Source organism: Pontixanthobacter luteolus (assembly GCF_009828095.1).
Classification (GTDB): Bacteria; Pseudomonadota; Alphaproteobacteria; order Sphingomonadales; family Sphingomonadaceae; genus Pontixanthobacter; species Pontixanthobacter luteolus.
In genome coordinates this window covers 34,509-50,569 of the sequence record NZ_WTYP01000002.1, presented here as the reverse complement: position 1 = coordinate 50,569, position 16,061 = coordinate 34,509, and the positions used below count along the sequence as shown (strand labels likewise).

Genomic DNA, 16,061 nt, shown 5'->3' with positions numbered 1-16,061 from the left:
GCCCCGCGATGCACAGGCCGCACAATATTGCTGGTCGGTCAGGCTTTTTCCAGCGTGCACTGGAGCGGGTGCTGGTTCTCTTTGGCGAAATCCATCACTTGGTTCACCTTGGTTTCAGCAACCTCGTAGGGGAATATACCGCACACGCCGACACCCTTCTGGTGGACATGCAGCATCACTCTGGTCGCTTGTTCCAGATCCATCCGGAAAAACCGTTTGAGGACCATCACGACGAATTCCATCGGCGTGTAATCGTCGTTCAGCAGCAGCACTTTGTACTGGCTGGGCTTTTTCGGTTTCGCTTTTGACTTGGTCGCGATGCCGACCTGGCCTTCACCGATATCGCCATCGTCAGGCGAATCCTCGCCAGCCGCGCGATTCGCGGTATGGGCGGCAAGTTGGCAGGGTGGGGTCGTGATCATTGCGTGGCCAATATCGTATGCGGCGCGCGAACTGCAAGGGCCAGTTGGGCGCTGCGGGGGCAGGTGGTCGAATTCTGTTCTTGCCGGTGACAAATTAACGCCTCGCAAATGGCCGGGGCAAATGGCCGGGGCAAATAGCCGGGCCGTTCAAGTCTCACGCCCAAAGAGATGTCGGACCCAAATAGAAAGCGGGCCGGACGGGATTACCGTCCGACCCGCAGGAGGAATAGCCGGAGAGGGAGAGGGAGAGTTCCGGCTGAAACCTCGTTCCTGTTCAGCCCTTTCGGGCGATCAGGAGATTAGGCAGCCTTGCGGATCTTTTCTGCAGCCAGGCTCATGCGGCTGGAAATCGGAGCGAATGCTTCGTTAGCCAGCTTGACCCATGCTTCGGTGTTCTTCGAAACGGCAGCGACGGTTGCGTCGAAATTGCGCGAAGCGAACTTGCCCTGAAGCTGGACGAATTCAGTCGGCGAGCGAACAGCTGCGACTTCCTTGACGTCTGCGGTCATGGTTTCAACTGCACCCTTGGCGTCTTCGACATAGGTCTTTCCCATGTCCTGCATGCCGGAAGCGAGGATCTTGCCCGATTCAACGACTGCTTCGACGTTGCCCTTGGTGAATTCGCCCATTTCAGCGGCGTATTCGGTGCCCTTGTCGTAAACCGTCTTGGCGCGGGTCTGCAGGTCAGCGAGACCTTCTTTTACCTGTGCGGTGTAATCGGTGGCTTTGGTCTGTGCTTTGGTCATAATGGTTTCCTTTGCGGGGGATTTCGTGATTTTCTTGACGGCGGCCTTGCGTTTTGCAGGCGCTTTCTTTGCGGTTTTCTTGGCTGCAGGCTTTTTGGCAGCAACCTTCTTCGCCGCAGCTTTCTTTTTGGCCGGAGCCTTTTTCTTCGCGGGTGCCTTCTTGGCCGGAGCAGGTTCGTCCGCCTTCACGGCTTCCGCGATTGCCTTCACGCTGACATCCGACTTTGCGTCTTCAGCAGCAGGCTTGGCGTCTGTCTTCTTGGCAGCAGCTTCGGCGTATGCCTTTTCAGCAGCAGCATCGATTTTACTGGCGTTGGTAGCCATGGTCAGTACCTCTTGCTTCGCGGGTGCAGCACCCTTTTGTTGCAGTGCACAAAATAGGGATTGCGACTGCGAAGTCAAGAAGTTTTTGTGCAGTGCAGCATAGTCCTGCAAGCTATTGTTTATAAAGCAGAACTAGCGGCTCTTCACATAGCGTCCAGGCGCGTCTTCAATAATTTTGTCGCCTCTACCGCCCGGTTTTCGCTTGCCTGTCGCGGGTATAAGAGTGTTGTCCTGCTGTTTGAGCCAGTCGATCCAGTCGGGCCACCAGCTGCCGGGCGTTTCTGTCGCCCCCTCACGGAATTCCTGCAACGAAGACACATCCGCCTCGTTGGTCCAATACTGATACTTGCCCGATCCGGGCGGGTTGACCACTCCGGCGATATGGCCCGAACCTGCCAACACGAAACGCATCGGCCCCTGAAAGTGGTCGGTAATGTGCCAGACGCTTTCGGCAGGCGCTATATGGTCTTCCTTGCCAGCCTGAACATAGCACGGTGTTTCGACCAGCTTGAGATCGATAGCGGTTCCGTCGGCGCTTAACGCATCGCTCTGCACCAGCTTGTTGTCGCGGTAGAGGTCGCGCAGATATTCCTGATGCCATTTGGCAGGCAGATTGGTGACATCGCCATTCCAGTGCAGCAGGTCGAACGCCGGATAATCTTCGCCCAGCAGATAATTGTTGATCCAGTAATTCCAGATCAGATCGCTGCCGCGGAGCATGTTGAATGCCGCCGCAGTGTATCGGCCATCGAGATAGCCGCAATTGGTCAGCTGCTCGATGCCTGACAACTGCCGGTCATCAATGAAGTTGAGCAATTCGCCTGCTTTTGCAAAATCGACCTGAGCGGTGAAGAAGGTCGCGCTTTTGACCTTGTCCTGTTCGTCCCGGCGGTGGAGGATCGCCAGTGTTGCTGCCAGCGTAGTGCCGGCCACGCAGTAACCGATGGTGTGGACAGACGGTACCTTCAGCCGTGCACGAATGTGGTTGATCGCATCGATTTGCGCGCGAATGTAATCGTCCCACACGACATCGGCCATGCTTTCGTCCGCGGATTTCCAGCTGACTACGAAGGTGGTCACGCCTTGTTCGACGGCCCAGCGGATGAAGCTCTTTTTGGGATTGAGGTCGAGAATATAGAAGCGGTTGATCCAGGGCGGAAAAATCACCAGCGGCGTTTCCAGCACTTCGTCAGTAGTCGGTGTGTACTGGATCAACTGGTAGAGATCGGTTTCGTATACGACCTTGCCCGGGGTAACCGCGATATTCCTGCCGAGTTCGAACGCATCGGGATCGACATGGGTCAATTGCCCCTTTTTCATGTCGGCCGCGAAATGCTCCATACCCTTGACCAGGTTTTCGCCCTTCTGCTCCAGCGTCTTCTCGATCACGATCGGGTTGAGCATCGGAAAGTTTGCCGGACTCAACGCCTCGGTCACCGCCCGGGTGGCAAAGCGCAGCTGTTCGCGCTGGCCTTCATCCAGCCCTTCCATTTCATCGACCATGCCGGACAGCCGCTCGGCTATCAGCAGGTAAGTCTGGTGGATCAGGGCAAAAGCAGGCTGGTCGCTCCACCGCCGATCGGCAAAGCGGCGGTCCTTGCGCGGCAGCTCGCGCTCGTCTTCGGTGACCGCTTCTGGCCCAATCCCGTATCTGCCGAGCACTGTCTGCCAAAGTTCAAGGCTGTCTTCCCATAGCTTCTTCTGGTTCGCAGGTTCGGTGATCGGCATCTGGCGATACCAGTTCTGCATTGCACCAAACCATTCGAGCGGATCGACAATCGCCAGTTTCGGCTCTGTCGATTGCGCTTGCTCAGCCTGCAGATCCATCCACATTTTCTGCAGCTTGCCGAACACTTCGTGCCAGTGATCCATGTCCGCTGGCGCACCCATGGCGCCGGGCGTCATCGGTGCGGCACCTGCGAATGGCGATGACCCTGCGGCGCCAGTCATCCCCGGCATGAATTGCTGCAGCATACCTTGCATCATGGCCGCCTGGCCTTTCATCAGTTCGGCGAAGGGGGCAGTCGGATCTTTGGGGTCGGTCATGACAGTCCTGCGGTGCGAGGGCGTGGTACGAATCTATCTCTGGATATAGATTGCGGCTTGCGTGATTGTAGCTGACCTTGGATAGGTCACAACATTGAAACAGCAGATCTTCTGTTTCTGAATAGGAATTCCAAGCGAAAGGCCCTGCAGGTAACAAAATGAACACCGACTTCTACCGCATGAAACGACTGCCACCCTATGTCATCGCCGAAGTGAACGCGATGCGGGCAGCCGCGCGGCATGAAGGGCGCGACATTATCGACCTGGGGATGGGTAATCCCGACCAGCCGCCGCCGGCGCATGTGATAGAGAAGCTGTGCGAAGTTGCGCAGAAGCCAGATGCGCATGGATATTCGCAGTCAAAAGGCATTCCCGGGCTGCGCAAGGCCAAGGCGAATTACTATGCTCGGCGGTTTGGCGTCGATGTCGATCCTGAAACAGAAATCGTCGTGACCATGGGTTCGAAAGAAGGTCTGGCCAGCCTGGCGAATGCGATCACTGCCCCGGGCGACGTTATTCTGGCGCCAAATCCATCCTATCCGATCCATACGTTTGGTTTCATCATTGCCGGTGCAACGATCCGCGCAGTTCCGACGACGCCCGATGAAGAATACTGGCGCGCGCTGGAAAATGCCATGGCGTTCACCGTCCCGCGGCCCAGCGTACTGGTGGTGAATTATCCGTCCAATCCGACTGCGGAAGTGGTCGATCTGGCATTTTACGAACGACTTGTGGCGTGGGCAAAGGAGAACGAGGTCTGGATCCTGTCCGACCTCGCCTATTCAGAGCTGTATTATGATGGCAATCCGACACCGTCGATCATGCAAGTTCCCGGCGCGAAGGATGTCGCGGTTGAATTCACGTCCATGTCGAAGACATATTCGATGGCCGGCTGGCGCATGGGTTTTGCAGTGGGCAACAAACAACTCATCGCGGCGATGACGCGCGTGAAATCCTATCTCGATTATGGCGCCTTCACCCCGATTCAGGCCGCCGCCTGTGCGGCACTGAACGGCCCGCAGGATATCGTCGAATCCAACCGGCTGCTGTATCAGAAGCGGCGCGACGTGATGGTCGAGGCATTTGGCCGTGCCGGTTGGGATATTCCGCCACCGCCCGCCTCGATGTTTGCCTGGGCGCCGTTGCCGCCAGCGCTCAAAGACATGGGAAGCCTGGAATTTTCCAAGCAACTTCTTACCAATGCTGAAGTAGCTGTCGCCCCGGGCGTAGGTTACGGCGAGATGGGCGAGGGGTTTGTGCGAATCGCCATGGTCGAAAATGAGCAAAGACTTAGGCAGGCTGCGCGTAACGTTAAGCGTTACCTTACCTCGCTTGGCGTAAATGGCTGAACGCTTCGCTCAAATATAAGGATTTTTATTGTCTGGACCGAATCGGTGCCTCTGTGCGTTGATTCGGCGTGAACAATAATTTACTCTTTGCACCATGAGGACATTCCCTCACCCATGACATCGGCAGCCACTCTTGACCTGACCGAGAAGCAACGCGCCGTGCTCGAGCGTGTGGATCGGCGCGTGCCAATCAAGGTAATCGCCGCCGAACTCGGCGTGTCCGAGGCGCGCATAAACCAGCATATCCGTGCACTGAAGGATAAATTCGAGGCGGAAAGCCTCAATGCGCTGGTCGAGGCGTACAGGGCGGAACCAGACTACGAATACAAGGGCGAAGACCCCTATAGAAAACCTATATACAGGAATTCTCAGCTGCCGGATGAACCGATCTTCCCCGATCAGGGTTCTCGGGTCGACCCCGGCGAGATCGTCCTTTCTGATGCGCATCACGTCCTCATCGATGTGCCTTGGTCAGGACCCCGGGAGCCGGTGGTCGTCCCAACTGCGTTAGATGGTGAAAACGCCGTTCTTTTGCGCTTGGCTGCAATGATCGGCATCGCTTTCGGAGTGGTCGCCGCGATCATCCTGGTCGTTTCGGCGGCTGTATCGGTCGGCGAAGTTCTGGACGGAAAAGCCTCCATCGACGCGAGTTCTCAAGACTCGTGAATGTAATCTTCGCGGGTCTCAACCCGCCGGAGATTTTCAATGAACGACACAATGCGCAATGACGCCTTGAACATTAAAAAGCTGATCCGCGAAGCCGAAGCCCTTTCGGATGAAGCGATGATCGCATGTTCCAAGCTCAAGCAGGCGATGATTTCAGCCCGCCAAAATCCTGACATCGCAATCGATGTTGGCCAGAAGGCGGTTCTTCGTCTGACCCAGGCTGAACAGCAAGCGATGTCGATGTCGACCAGCCTGCTGCGCGTGCATGACGAACTGAGTAAGATTTATCGTGAACATGCCGGGTCGGACGAAGGCGTCCCCACTGTAATCCCTGCTTCCGCGCTCGACGCTGTTTTGGTAGAGAGCGAGCTCACCTGAAGAAGCGGAAGGTAATGCTCTGGCTGCGCTAAATTTCTGGAACGAATATCGGGAAATTGGGCAGTCGGTGGCGGTTTTCCTCCTCGTCCTCGCCGCGTTTCGTTTCGGACGCGGGCCGGAACGAGGAATGAGCCTGGTACTACTCTGGATGATCCTGTCCGATGACGTGTACCATTTGTTCGTTGCCCGTGATCTCTCCTTGCAAGGTGTGGATTTCGGACATCTGTTTATAGATTTGTCCGCATGCGCCGCGATGATCGTAATCGCACTGCGGGCCAACCGGATGTACACCCTATGGCTGGCTGGCTTACAAATTCTGGCATTCCTGGCACATCTGGCGCGGGAACTGGTGGAGACGATCTCTCCGATTGCCTACGCGATCCTCTACATGGGTCCGTTCTATTTTCAGATCATCATCCTGGCGTTCGGGATATGGTTGCACCACCGGCGGGTCAGCCTCCACGGCAATTACAGGCAATGGCGGAGCTCCTCTCGCCCTTCGCGGGAGAGCGCTCGGGCGAGCTAGCAGAAGTTTTGAAGGGCCGTTTCGGGTCGCTCGCACAGGCGCTTGCCGCGCCCCCTTCGGAATTGCGCGAAGTCGGCGGACAGTTCGGTAATGCCTGCGAAATGCTGGTCGCTGCCAAAACCATCGTAGAGGCTGCGCAGCGCGAACAACTGCAATCCGTTCCGGTCGACCCGCTTAATCCGCAATTGCTGATCTATCTGCGCTCGCGCCTGTGCCGGGCGAACGAGGAACGTTTGTTGGTCGTATTTTGCGACGCGGAGCAGCGCTACCTGGTCGATGAGGAGATGGGCTGGGGCAATGACCACCAGGTCCGCTGCGATGTTTCCAGGCTGTTCAAACGGGCGCTGACGCTGGATTCCAGCAAGATCCTGCTCGCCCATAACCACCCGTCCGGCGATTGCCGCCCCAGCGATGACGACGTGAATTCCACCCGGCAGTTGGCGCTGACCGCTCAGGTGCTGGGTATCAAGGTTGTCGATCACCTGATCGTGACGTCCGACCGCGCCTACAGCATGCGGTCTGGCGGACGCTTCTGAGGCGCAGAGCCCAAGAAGGTCTGGACAGCAAACGCCGCATCCGCAACCATGTCTGCCAATCGATAATCAGAAAGAATCGGCAGGTGACGAGCATGGAATTTCAGCAGAACGAGCGTGTCTCGATCAAACTCGGCGATGACGGTGTTGCGCAGGTCCGTCTAACCCGCGCCGATAAGATGAACGCGCTGGATCCGGAGATGTTCGAACAGATCATCAAGGCCGGTCAGGCATTGCACACTATGAAAGGCCTGCGGGCGGTTGTGCTTTCGGGCGAAGGGGCAAGCTTCTGTGCGGGCCTCGACACGTCGAGCTTCGGCCGCGAACCATCATCCGACGAGCCTTCTCTGACCGAGCGAACCTTCGGCAATTCGAACAAGTTCCAGCAGGTCGCAACCCAGTGGCGCAAGCTGCCCGTCCCGGTGATCTGCGCGATCCACGGCGTGTGTTTCGGCGGCGGCATGCAAATTGCCAGCGGTGCGGACATCCGGGTTGCTGCGCCCGATTCCCGCATGGCGATCATGGAACTCAAATGGGGCCTGGTACCGGACATGGGCGGTTACGCGTTGTGGCGCGGCATGGTGCGTGACGATGTGCTGAGGGAACTGGTCTACACGAACCGCCAGTTCACCGGCGAAGAAGCGCAGGAATATGGCTTGGCGACTTTCGTGGACAGCGATCCGCATGCCCGGGCCACTGCGATTGCGACCGAAATTGCCAATCGCAACCCGCACGCAATTCGCGCGGCCAAACGGCTGCACAACAAGATGGCCGATACTGCGGGCGACGAATTGCTGATGGAAGAAAGCATCGAGCAGCACGGCATCATGCGCACGAAAAATCAGATCGAGGCTGTGATGGCCGGGATGGCCAAGCGTGCGCCAAAGTTTGAAGACGTCTAGCGCGTCGGCGCGCTAGCCAAAAATCGCAACTGCCTGAATGCCGGACAGCATCTGCTTCCCATCGGCATTCCATAGCCGCAGGCGCTCACTCGAATAACCTTCGTCGGCGTGGTCGCTGGCTGTTTCTGCCAGCCACCAGCCATCGCGCGTCTTGGGCTGGTGATCGAGCAGGTTGAACGACCAGTTGATTGAACTGATCGGTCCGCGCCGCTGCATGATCCGTGCAGCTGACGGGGGTAGCGTGTCGCCCATCAGGATGAGTTCGGAGATCGGATCGATGTCTGCGGGCTCTTTCAGCCGGGTCCAGCGCCTGACCACGGGCTCGTCTGCCCCGCGCCGTTCGGCCGTATAATGCACATCGTAATTGTTGCGCAGGAATTCAGGTGCGCGGTCGGTGTTGGCCGGCCGCGAATCTTCCGGTCTGCCGGGATCGGGGCTGGGGAGGGGTGCAGGATGGACAGCATTCGGTTCGCGCGCTGTGCCAAACAGCCAGAACGCGGTCAGCGCTACCTTTCCTTCTGAAAGGATTTCGCTCCGCAATTGTGCGACATTGCGGCCCTGCCGGATCATCTCGCTGCGCAGTTCGAATGTCTCACCCACCGGTGCGACGAAACCCACTTGGCCCGCGCGGAGCGGGGGAAGATCGGGAAAGGCCCGGATAGCTGCGGTGTATGCGATCAAGGCGGACGCGCCGCCATACAGCGTGCGGCCCTGCATCCAGCTTTCGGCGTTGTTCAGTGTTACGCTGCCACCAGCAGCGGTAATCGGATCTATCAGACTGTTCACACTCATTCAGGTTTCATAGCGAAACGCGTCTGATGTGCCAGCCCGCTTTTACTATCGGCAGACCGGCAAGAATCGCATTGCCTATCAGTGCGCGAGACGCTAGATGCCCGCTTCCGCCATGGGCCTTGCCCATGGGAACAGAGGCCCGATGGCGGAGTGGTGACGCAGCGGATTGCAAATCCGTGCACGCCGGTTCGATTCCGGCTCGGGCCTCCAGACATCAAGCGGGTCAGGCGCAGGCCATCGACCCCGCCGGAGCCGCTTTAGCTCAGTCGGTAGAGCACATCATTCGTAATGATGGGGTCAGAGGTTCGAATCCTCTAAGCGGCACCATAGCTTTCAGTAGGAAAATTCGACAACTAAGGCGGAAAGGCCGCTCGGCTGGTCGCGAGCTTGGGTATCGAGTGGGGCGACCTTGGCTCTTTCGTGTGCCGATCCCACGCTCATCCCACATAAAGCTTAGCCCATAGGAGAGTCCACTTGTGGGCCGGTTGCTGACAGGCGGCTTTCTGAGCCAAGCTCGGCATAGCTGCCGTTCGTAACCGCCTGCCAAGCAGCAAACGTCGATCAAATTGTCGCTACCTAAGCGGGGCGAAAAAGCGTCGGCTCTTGTCGGCAGCCACCGTTCTAGGCTCTTTGGTGTGCGACCGCCAACGTCATATTGCCACTGGCTGTTTCACCTTCGGCTTGCGTTGCCCTGCCGCCATGGAAAGATTCATCTTGTCACGGACTATACGAAGCAGCGCCGCGCTGTGATGGAACGCCGCGAATGCTTTAGATACTGCGGGATCAACGAAGGTGGTGGTCGCTTGGCTATCGGCAGGTGGGCTCAGCACACCTTTCGGAACCTCATGTTGCCAACCACGCGCAGCCCGAAATGTCACCACTAAATGGCCGAACGTCGGATAGGCGTGGTCGAGATGCGCCTCACCGACGCCGATTAGCTGGCCGGTCAGTTCGCATGGAACGCGCCCGGTGGCATCCCCATAAGTATTGAAGTGATTGCGCTTGGCAGCGACAAGATCGGCATTAACGGACGCACGGCATGCGTCGTAGAATTCCTGCGCACCGGACTTCGGTTCGCCTTTGACTGCCCAGATGTAGCTAAAGTCGGTTTCGCTACCGTCAGTACGGCGCGCCCAAAAACTGGGCGTCGAAAAGCCATCAAACAAGTTGCGCTTGCGAAAAAACTCGTCAACACCAGCGCCTATCTTCGAGGGCTGGTCTGTGACCACGCCATCATAACGTTCGAGAAGCGCGATCAGATCGTCGTGGTCGTTACGGTCTTCGACCACTTCATTGTCATCATATCGGCCAAGCATGTCCTTAAAATGTGCCAACGCTGCCGATTGCGTCTTCCAAGAACGTCCATTTGGCAAGTTGATTGGTTTGGCCATAAATACTCCATAGTAGTAGCGGCAAGGAATCGACAAGAGAACTGCTTCGCTGCAATTACCCTACCATTGTAACGTCGTATTTGGGGAAAACCGTGGTCGGTCACATTAATTCACTTAACAACGTCGGACAGTTTGATGCCGTTGCGCTCGGTGGCCAGCTACCCTTCGCGCGGATGAGCATTATTTACGCTGAGAACGGCCGCGGAAAGACGACGATGGCCGCCATCCTCCGCTCGCTGAGCAGCGGTGATCCCAAATTGATCTCAGACCGTCATAGGGTCGGTGCGGCAAATCCGCCTCACATCGTCCTGGAAGATTTGGATGGTGCGCAACACGCATTCCAAAACGGTGCTTGGTCGGCGCCGCTCAGCGATCTAGTCGTTTTTGACGATGCTTTTGTAGCGGAGAATGTATGTTCCGGCATCGAGATCGAGGCAGGTCATCGACAAAATCTACACGAACTCATTCTCGGTGCGCAGGGCGTTGCGCTAAATTCAGCTCTGCAAGGTCACATTGCAGCCATTGAAGAGCATAATCGGCAGCTTCGCCAGAAAGAGGCGGCGATCCCTGCGATCGCTAGGTTCGGGCTTGCCGTCGATGAGTTCTGCGCGCTCCAAGATATCGAAGACGTTGATGCCAGCATATTGGATGCCGAACGAGCGCTTGCCGCAGCGCAATCAGGCGCGGCGGTGCAAACCGAACCGGAGTTTGACGCGCTGATACTTCCAGCCTTCGATATTGATGGCATCAATGCATTACTGGCGCGCGGTATGGAGCATCTTGACGCTGATGCGGCGGCGCAGGTGCAGACCCATTTGGCGCAGATCGGGACCAATGGTGAACGGTGGGTCAGCGATGGAGTGGTCATCCTTTCCAGCGATGGTCAACCTTGGGCCGAGAAGAGTTGTCCATTCTGTGCCCAACCCCTCAACGGCTCTCAAATCATTGATCATTACCGAGCCTTTTTCAGTGCTGAATACACTTCGCTGAAGGCGGACCTCGCTGCCGCAAGTGGCGACTTGACGAATGCGCATAGTGGCGAAGTTCAGGCTGCATTTGAACGCGAAGTTGGTGTTGCGACGCAACGCCGGGCGTTTTGGCTTCGCTTTCTCGAAGTGCCGGAGTTCGCCATCGATACAGCGGAATTCGCCCGCGCCTGGAAAGCCGCGCGGGATGCCGTGCAAGCCGCGCTCAATGCGAAACGCGCCGCACCATTGGATGCCGCTGCTCTAGATACAGCTGCGATCACCGCCATCGAAGCTTTCCACGTCAAGCGGGACGAGATCGCAGCTATTTCCGATCTGCTCGTAGGGTTGAATGGACAGATCGCCATCGTGAAGGAGCAGGCGCAGGCCGCCAACGTGGCGGCGCTGACGACTGATTTGAATCGCCTAAAGGCTACCAGTTCGAGACATAGCGAGCAGATCGCACCCCGTTGTAACGCTTATCTGGCTGAAAGAGCCGCGAAACAGGAGACAGAAACCGCGAGGGACAACGCTCGGATTGCGCTGGATAACTACCGCCAAAATATATTTCCCACCTACGAGGCGTCGATCAATAACTACCTTGGCAGGTTCAACGCAGGGTTCCGATTAGGCGGAGTCAGCCCTGTTAACAATCGTGTCGGATCGTCCGCCACCTACAACGTCGTCATCAATAATGTCGATGTGCCGCTGGCAGCAGACGCGGGGCCATCATTCCGCACTGCGCTGAGCGCCGGAGACCGAAACACCCTTGCGCTGGCATTCTTCTTTGCCTCGCTGCATCAATCGGCAAACCTCGCCAACGCGATCGTGGTCATTGATGACCCAATGACCAGCCTCGATGAGCATCGTTCGCTGGTTACGGTGCAAGAAATACGGCGCCTGCTGGATCGTGTCAGGCAGGTCATCGTGCTTTCGCACTCCAAGCCGTTCCTGATTGCCCTTTGGAAGGTCGCGCCCCGGGATAACCGGTCAGCTTTGCGTATCGCTCGTGCTGCCGTCGGTTCGATCATTGAGGCATGGGATGTGAACCACGACAGCATTACCGAGCATGATCACCGTTTCGCTCGTGCTATGGCCTACGTTCAAAACGCCGACCCAGCGCAAGAGCGAACGGTCGCGGCAGATTTACGCTACATGATCGAGGCGTTCTTGCGGGTCGCCTACGCCAATCATTTCCCACCTGGATCGATGGTTGGACGTTTCTGGACCCTTTGTGATCAGCGCATCGGCACCGCTAACCAGATTCTTTCGCTCGCCGATACGGAAGAATTGCGGGCGATACTGGACTTCGCAAACCGCTATCACCACGACACAAATCCGACTTACCAAACCGAAGACATCAACGATGCTGAGCTCGTGAACTTCGCAAGCAGGACACTGACCTTCATTCGGCGGAGCTGAACAAGGGGATCATGCCATTACGGCACAGTCTTTCAAAGCGAGGGTACTGTTGAGCTGCCTTGGGTCCGAGCACCATACATTCTTGAGCCCCCCTACATAGTTGCCCGACATTGCGGCCATTAAAGAGGGCACTTTCAACGTCTGCTTCCGGACTATCGGGGTAAGGTCTTCAACGACCGACATTAGGGCGCAAAGCTGACATTGCTCCAAAGAGATTAGGGCAGGGGCTTGAACCCTGAGAGGCGCAAGAACTCGAAGATCGCATCGTAGAATTCCGGCTCACGGGTCTTATCCACCAAAGTCCCTTCAGGCACGAAAACCACCATCCCCTGGCGCGCACGGGTCAGCAGCACACGGTAGGAATTAGCAATGAACGCCTGCCGCGCCGCATCATTCACCGCCTGCCACCGCGTGCCGCGAAACTGCATCGTTTCCCAGACTTTGCCTTTCCGGCGAAAATTCGAGTCCCAACAGACACAGGTCCAGTCGAGCTCTAAACCCTGAACGTCAAACTCGGTTGCTGCGTCCTCCAGAGCATTTGATGACCGCACGTCTTCAGGAGGAGCTAAAAACCACTTCGCTGGTTCGATCTTGGCCTTAGTGAAGATGCCGTAGGGTTTAAGCCGCGCAGCATTCGACGAAGCAAGCAAGCCCGACCTTTCATTGCCGCGAACATTGCTCCGAAGCCATGAGCGTGCCGCGTCCATGTCGCGCGTGACGAACAACGGAAAATCTTGGAGTTCATGGCTTATCGCTCGGGCAGCCTCAGCATCCCCTTTGATTACCTCGCCCACAAAGTCAGAAAGTCGTTCAGCCCGAAACGAGCGAAGGGCAGTGGCCAGGTGCAAGGCTGGAGCCGTAATCTCTTCTTCCAGATCAATCTTGTGCTCGAGTGTTTCCGGGATGTGCGCCTGCCAGTGCGGGAAGGAACGCTGCAACGCGCGAAGCCACTCCGCAATGCCGGCTTCTCCTGTGTTGATCTCCTGGCCACCGCCAACCAGGCAGATGATGGCGCACCAGCCGTCGTGCCGGTCCATTACGCTCAGCAGAAACTCAGGTTCGGACATTGAGAACCCGAGCTGGCCCTTTTTTTGCTGCATGAACTTTGACGTCTGTTCCACGTCCCAAGCGCGCTGCGCTTCGTCAAAGATCGCAACGCGTTCGATCGGTGCCGCCTCCGTAGAAAGAGCATCGTCGCGGAAGTGATGGATGTTTTGGATAAAGGCCGAAGCGCGGCGGTTTTCTTTGACCTTGGAAGTCTTCTCGCCAGCGACGCGTGCGATATCGACAGCATCATTCGCCAAGGCTTCGCGGAGCACTTCGACGAGCGGCCCATTACCGGAAAGGAACACCGCGTGCTCATCGCCGTGGGCCCGCTGCCTTGCAGTTGCCAGGTTTAGACCCGCAAGGGTCTTACCGGAACCAGGGACGCCGGTGATGAAACAGATGATCTTTCGATCATTGCGTTTGGCATCTTCGATCGCGGAGGCGATGTAGTCTGAAGTGTGAGTAAGGTTTTCAGCGCCTGCCTCCGAACGTGAAATCTCTTCCACATCATGGCCGCGATAGAGGGCTTGGGCAGCCTCAACGATGGTGGGTGTCGGCCGATACCGTCCCTCAGCCCATTCAACCGGTCCAATAGGCTGCCCGCCCCAGATGCGGCAGACATAGTTTATTGCGGGTGCAAGCCCGTCGGCGCTTACCTTCAATGGGCGAGCCAGGCCGTCGTCTTCCCATTGAAGAGAGTTATCAACTGGTTCCTCCGCATGAGTGGCAACCAGAATAGGAACTACCGACGCAGTATGGCTGGTCTCGTGGAAGTGCTTGAGGTCAAGGCCATAGCCGTAGACCTGATCCACACTAGAACGGTCGAATTGGCTCGAACCAACCTTGTACTCGACGACAAATATCAGTCCATCGATGACCACAATGAGATCGGCCCGGCGGCCCATGCGCGGGATAAGGAACTCAAGAAAGAAGTGGGCCGGTGGCAACTCCACAGCGAGTTCGCGTAGATGCGCAATCTGAAACTCCCAGGCCGCACGCTGTGCTGGCTCCAACGCAAAAGGCAGTCCTGCAGCCAACTGACCCAGCAGCTCTGCATCGGTGACCTGAGGAAGGTGGCATGCGTCGATCGAAACATAGGCTCGGTTCATACTGTTGGGTTGCCCACTTATTCTGCCGCAATCAAATCAAACCCTTGCTCAAACACGAAAAATCAACACAATATTTCAATTGTTGGGTAGGCTCCTAGCCCTACGTCGGAGGAATTGATGACACGCTCTAGGCGACCTTTCCGAGCACCACCCCTGAACAAGCGGCCGGTGAACGTGCTGAACTTCGAGCCAAGTTCTCGGAAGCGCAAAGCCTGGTGGGAAGAGAATTGGCCTTACGGAGCTTTAGTTTTCGCGCCGATAATTGGCATAGCCGTCGCCTGGCTGTGGCAAACATCGCCAACCGAAATACCACCTGCCGGAGGGTCTGAGCAGTACGAAGTTGCCTTCTCACGTTGCAGCGGACCGATCCGGGTTACCTGTGTGGTCGACGGAGATACCATTTGGCTCAAGGGGCAGAAGATCCGAATAGCTGACATCAACACCCCTGAGGTCAGCAGCCCAGACTGCCCGGCCGAGCGTGCTTTGGGAGAGCGAGCGACCAGCCGTCTAACAGCCTTGCTCAATAAAGGTGGCTTCCGCCTCAGAGCTATTGATCGTGACGAAGATCGCTACGGCCGTAAGCTGAGGATCATCACCCGCAACGGGCAAAGCCTCGGGAGCATCCTCGTGAACGAAGGTTTGGCAGAGAACTGGACGGGTTCGCGACGGAGTTGGTGCTAACCTCAATTCACGGCGTCAATACTCAAATTTGCGGAAAATCACCGACCTTCCGGCTGGATTTGCCTCCACAAGATAGCGAGCACCCATCCACGCTTTGGCTTGGGAGTTACCTTCATGGTTGCCCCACCAAGCCTGATAAAGGGACGCCGATTTTGGCAGCTTGCCAACGAGGTCCTCGATCTGCCTGAAGGTCATTGATATCCGGTCTTGGCGACAATCCTCCAGAAAGCTCCTCAGGGGGCCGTACTTGCCTGGATGACGGTTCGTATTGAAACCCTCTGTTGGTCTCTTGGGTGAGGGCGTATTGCGCCGCGGGGCTGAGACTTTCGCAGTAGAACCCCGCACATTCCAGGGAAGTGAGTAATCTCTGATCAAAGCCGCTTCGAGACCTTCTGCCCCACTGATGGACCAGCCATTCCATTCGAAGTCTGGCGGCGAGGCCACCACGATTTGCACAGAAATCCCGGACTTAGCCTGCGCCAGAAGTAGCTCATTGAGGCGCTGATTTGTTCGTTGTGTAGATCCCGGCTTCTCGTAACCATAAATCCTCCGAGCAAGGCTTTTAGAGGCCAGTCCGATGTACTGGGCGACTCCATCTATGCAGAAGGCGTAGACGCCTGGATGATCGGGAAGGCGCGCTGACTGCTTCAAGCGATTTTCGATGATCCGCCACTCGCAGGCATGGATAAACCCTCGCTTTAGGAGGTCATCCGTTCGGAGAGTTGGTTTCTCTGACTTCATTCCCATCGCCTCCCCACCGCG

15 protein-coding genes and 2 tRNA genes are annotated in these 16,061 nt (G+C 57.0%); 10 read left to right on the top strand and 7 right to left on the bottom strand.

What is annotated here, in order from left to right:
- Positions 1-38: 38 nt before the first annotated feature.
- The 3 genes from clpS to GRI43_RS08665 all read right to left on the bottom strand — a co-directional run bounded on the left by clpS (position 39) and on the right by GRI43_RS08665 (position 3,538).
- Positions 39-422, bottom strand: a complete 384-nt coding sequence (gene clpS / locus GRI43_RS08675; protein ID WP_235903701.1) for an ATP-dependent Clp protease adapter ClpS — start codon at positions 420-422, stop codon at positions 39-41.
- A 299-nt stretch (positions 423-721) separates the two neighbouring features.
- Entirely contained in the window at positions 722-1,051 is a 330-nt protein-coding gene (locus GRI43_RS14090; RefSeq protein WP_420850008.1) for a phasin family protein, read from the bottom strand.
- A gap of 573 nt (positions 1,052-1,624) precedes the next feature.
- Positions 1,625-3,538: a PHA/PHB synthase family protein gene (locus GRI43_RS08665; RefSeq protein WP_160730752.1), complete on the bottom strand. Its 1,914-nt coding sequence runs from the start codon at positions 3,536-3,538 to the stop codon at positions 1,625-1,627.
- A gap of 158 nt (positions 3,539-3,696) precedes the next feature.
- On the opposite strand from GRI43_RS08665, the gene GRI43_RS08660 reads away from it, so the two are divergent.
- The 6 genes from GRI43_RS08660 to GRI43_RS08635 all read left to right on the top strand — a co-directional run bounded on the left by GRI43_RS08660 (position 3,697) and on the right by GRI43_RS08635 (position 7,892).
- Entirely contained in the window at positions 3,697-4,887 is a 1,191-nt protein-coding gene (locus GRI43_RS08660) for an LL-diaminopimelate aminotransferase (RefSeq protein ID WP_160730751.1), read from the top strand.
- A 114-nt stretch (positions 4,888-5,001) separates the two neighbouring features.
- Positions 5,002-5,553 (top strand): helix-turn-helix transcriptional regulator, encoded by a 552-nt coding sequence (locus GRI43_RS08655; protein WP_160730750.1) that lies wholly within the window; start codon positions 5,002-5,004, stop codon positions 5,551-5,553.
- 39 nt (positions 5,554-5,592) lie between these two features.
- On the top strand, positions 5,593-5,931 hold the full coding sequence (locus tag GRI43_RS08650; RefSeq protein WP_160730749.1) for a hypothetical protein: 339 nt from the start codon (positions 5,593-5,595) through the stop codon (positions 5,929-5,931).
- 127 nt (positions 5,932-6,058) lie between these two features.
- Positions 6,059-6,457 (top strand): hypothetical protein, encoded by a 399-nt coding sequence (locus tag GRI43_RS08645; RefSeq protein ID WP_160730748.1) that lies wholly within the window; start codon positions 6,059-6,061, stop codon positions 6,455-6,457.
- Entirely contained in the window at positions 6,409-6,993 is a 585-nt protein-coding gene (locus tag GRI43_RS08640; RefSeq protein WP_160730747.1) for a JAB domain-containing protein, read from the top strand. The genes GRI43_RS08645 and GRI43_RS08640 overlap by 49 nt, the downstream gene beginning before the upstream one ends.
- A 92-nt stretch (positions 6,994-7,085) precedes the next feature.
- A complete protein-coding gene (locus GRI43_RS08635) occupies positions 7,086-7,892 on the top strand; it encodes a crotonase/enoyl-CoA hydratase family protein (protein WP_160730746.1) in 807 nt (268 codons plus the stop codon).
- A gap of 12 nt (positions 7,893-7,904) precedes the next feature.
- On the opposite strand, the gene GRI43_RS08630 is transcribed toward GRI43_RS08635, so the two are convergent.
- On the bottom strand, positions 7,905-8,684 hold the full coding sequence (locus GRI43_RS08630; protein ID WP_160730745.1) for an acyl-CoA thioesterase: 780 nt from the start codon (positions 8,682-8,684) through the stop codon (positions 7,905-7,907).
- A gap of 136 nt (positions 8,685-8,820) precedes the next feature.
- Between GRI43_RS08630 and GRI43_RS08625 the strand changes: the two genes are divergently transcribed.
- A tRNA-Cys gene (locus GRI43_RS08625) sits at positions 8,821-8,894 on the top strand.
- 41 nt (positions 8,895-8,935) lie between these two features.
- Positions 8,936-9,011 (top strand) — tRNA-Thr (locus GRI43_RS08620).
- 323 nt (positions 9,012-9,334) lie between these two features.
- Here the strand turns inward: GRI43_RS08620 and GRI43_RS08615 are convergent.
- Positions 9,335-10,075: a DCL family protein gene (locus GRI43_RS08615; RefSeq protein WP_160730744.1), complete on the bottom strand. Its 741-nt coding sequence runs from the start codon at positions 10,073-10,075 to the stop codon at positions 9,335-9,337.
- A 92-nt stretch (positions 10,076-10,167) separates the two neighbouring features.
- Here GRI43_RS08615 and GRI43_RS08610 point away from each other — a divergent pair, with 92 nt between their 5' ends.
- On the top strand, positions 10,168-12,462 hold the full coding sequence (locus GRI43_RS08610; RefSeq protein WP_338090030.1) for an AAA family ATPase: 2,295 nt from the start codon (positions 10,168-10,170) through the stop codon (positions 12,460-12,462).
- A gap of 215 nt (positions 12,463-12,677) precedes the next feature.
- On the opposite strand, the gene GRI43_RS08605 is transcribed toward GRI43_RS08610, so the two are convergent.
- On the bottom strand, positions 12,678-14,618 hold the full coding sequence (locus GRI43_RS08605) for a DUF2075 domain-containing protein (protein ID WP_235903700.1): 1,941 nt from the start codon (positions 14,616-14,618) through the stop codon (positions 12,678-12,680).
- Between the two features lie 117 nt (positions 14,619-14,735).
- Between GRI43_RS08605 and GRI43_RS14070 the strand changes: the two genes are divergently transcribed.
- Positions 14,736-15,299 carry a thermonuclease family protein gene (locus GRI43_RS14070; protein WP_160730743.1) on the top strand — a complete coding sequence of 188 codons (564 nt, stop codon included), beginning with the start codon at positions 14,736-14,738 and terminating at the stop codon, positions 15,297-15,299.
- A 15-nt stretch (positions 15,300-15,314) separates the two neighbouring features.
- Here the strand turns inward: GRI43_RS14070 and GRI43_RS08595 are convergent, their stop codons facing one another.
- Entirely contained in the window at positions 15,315-16,040 is a 726-nt protein-coding gene (locus GRI43_RS08595) for a GIY-YIG nuclease family protein (protein WP_160730742.1), read from the bottom strand.
- Positions 16,041-16,061 lie beyond the last annotated feature (21 nt).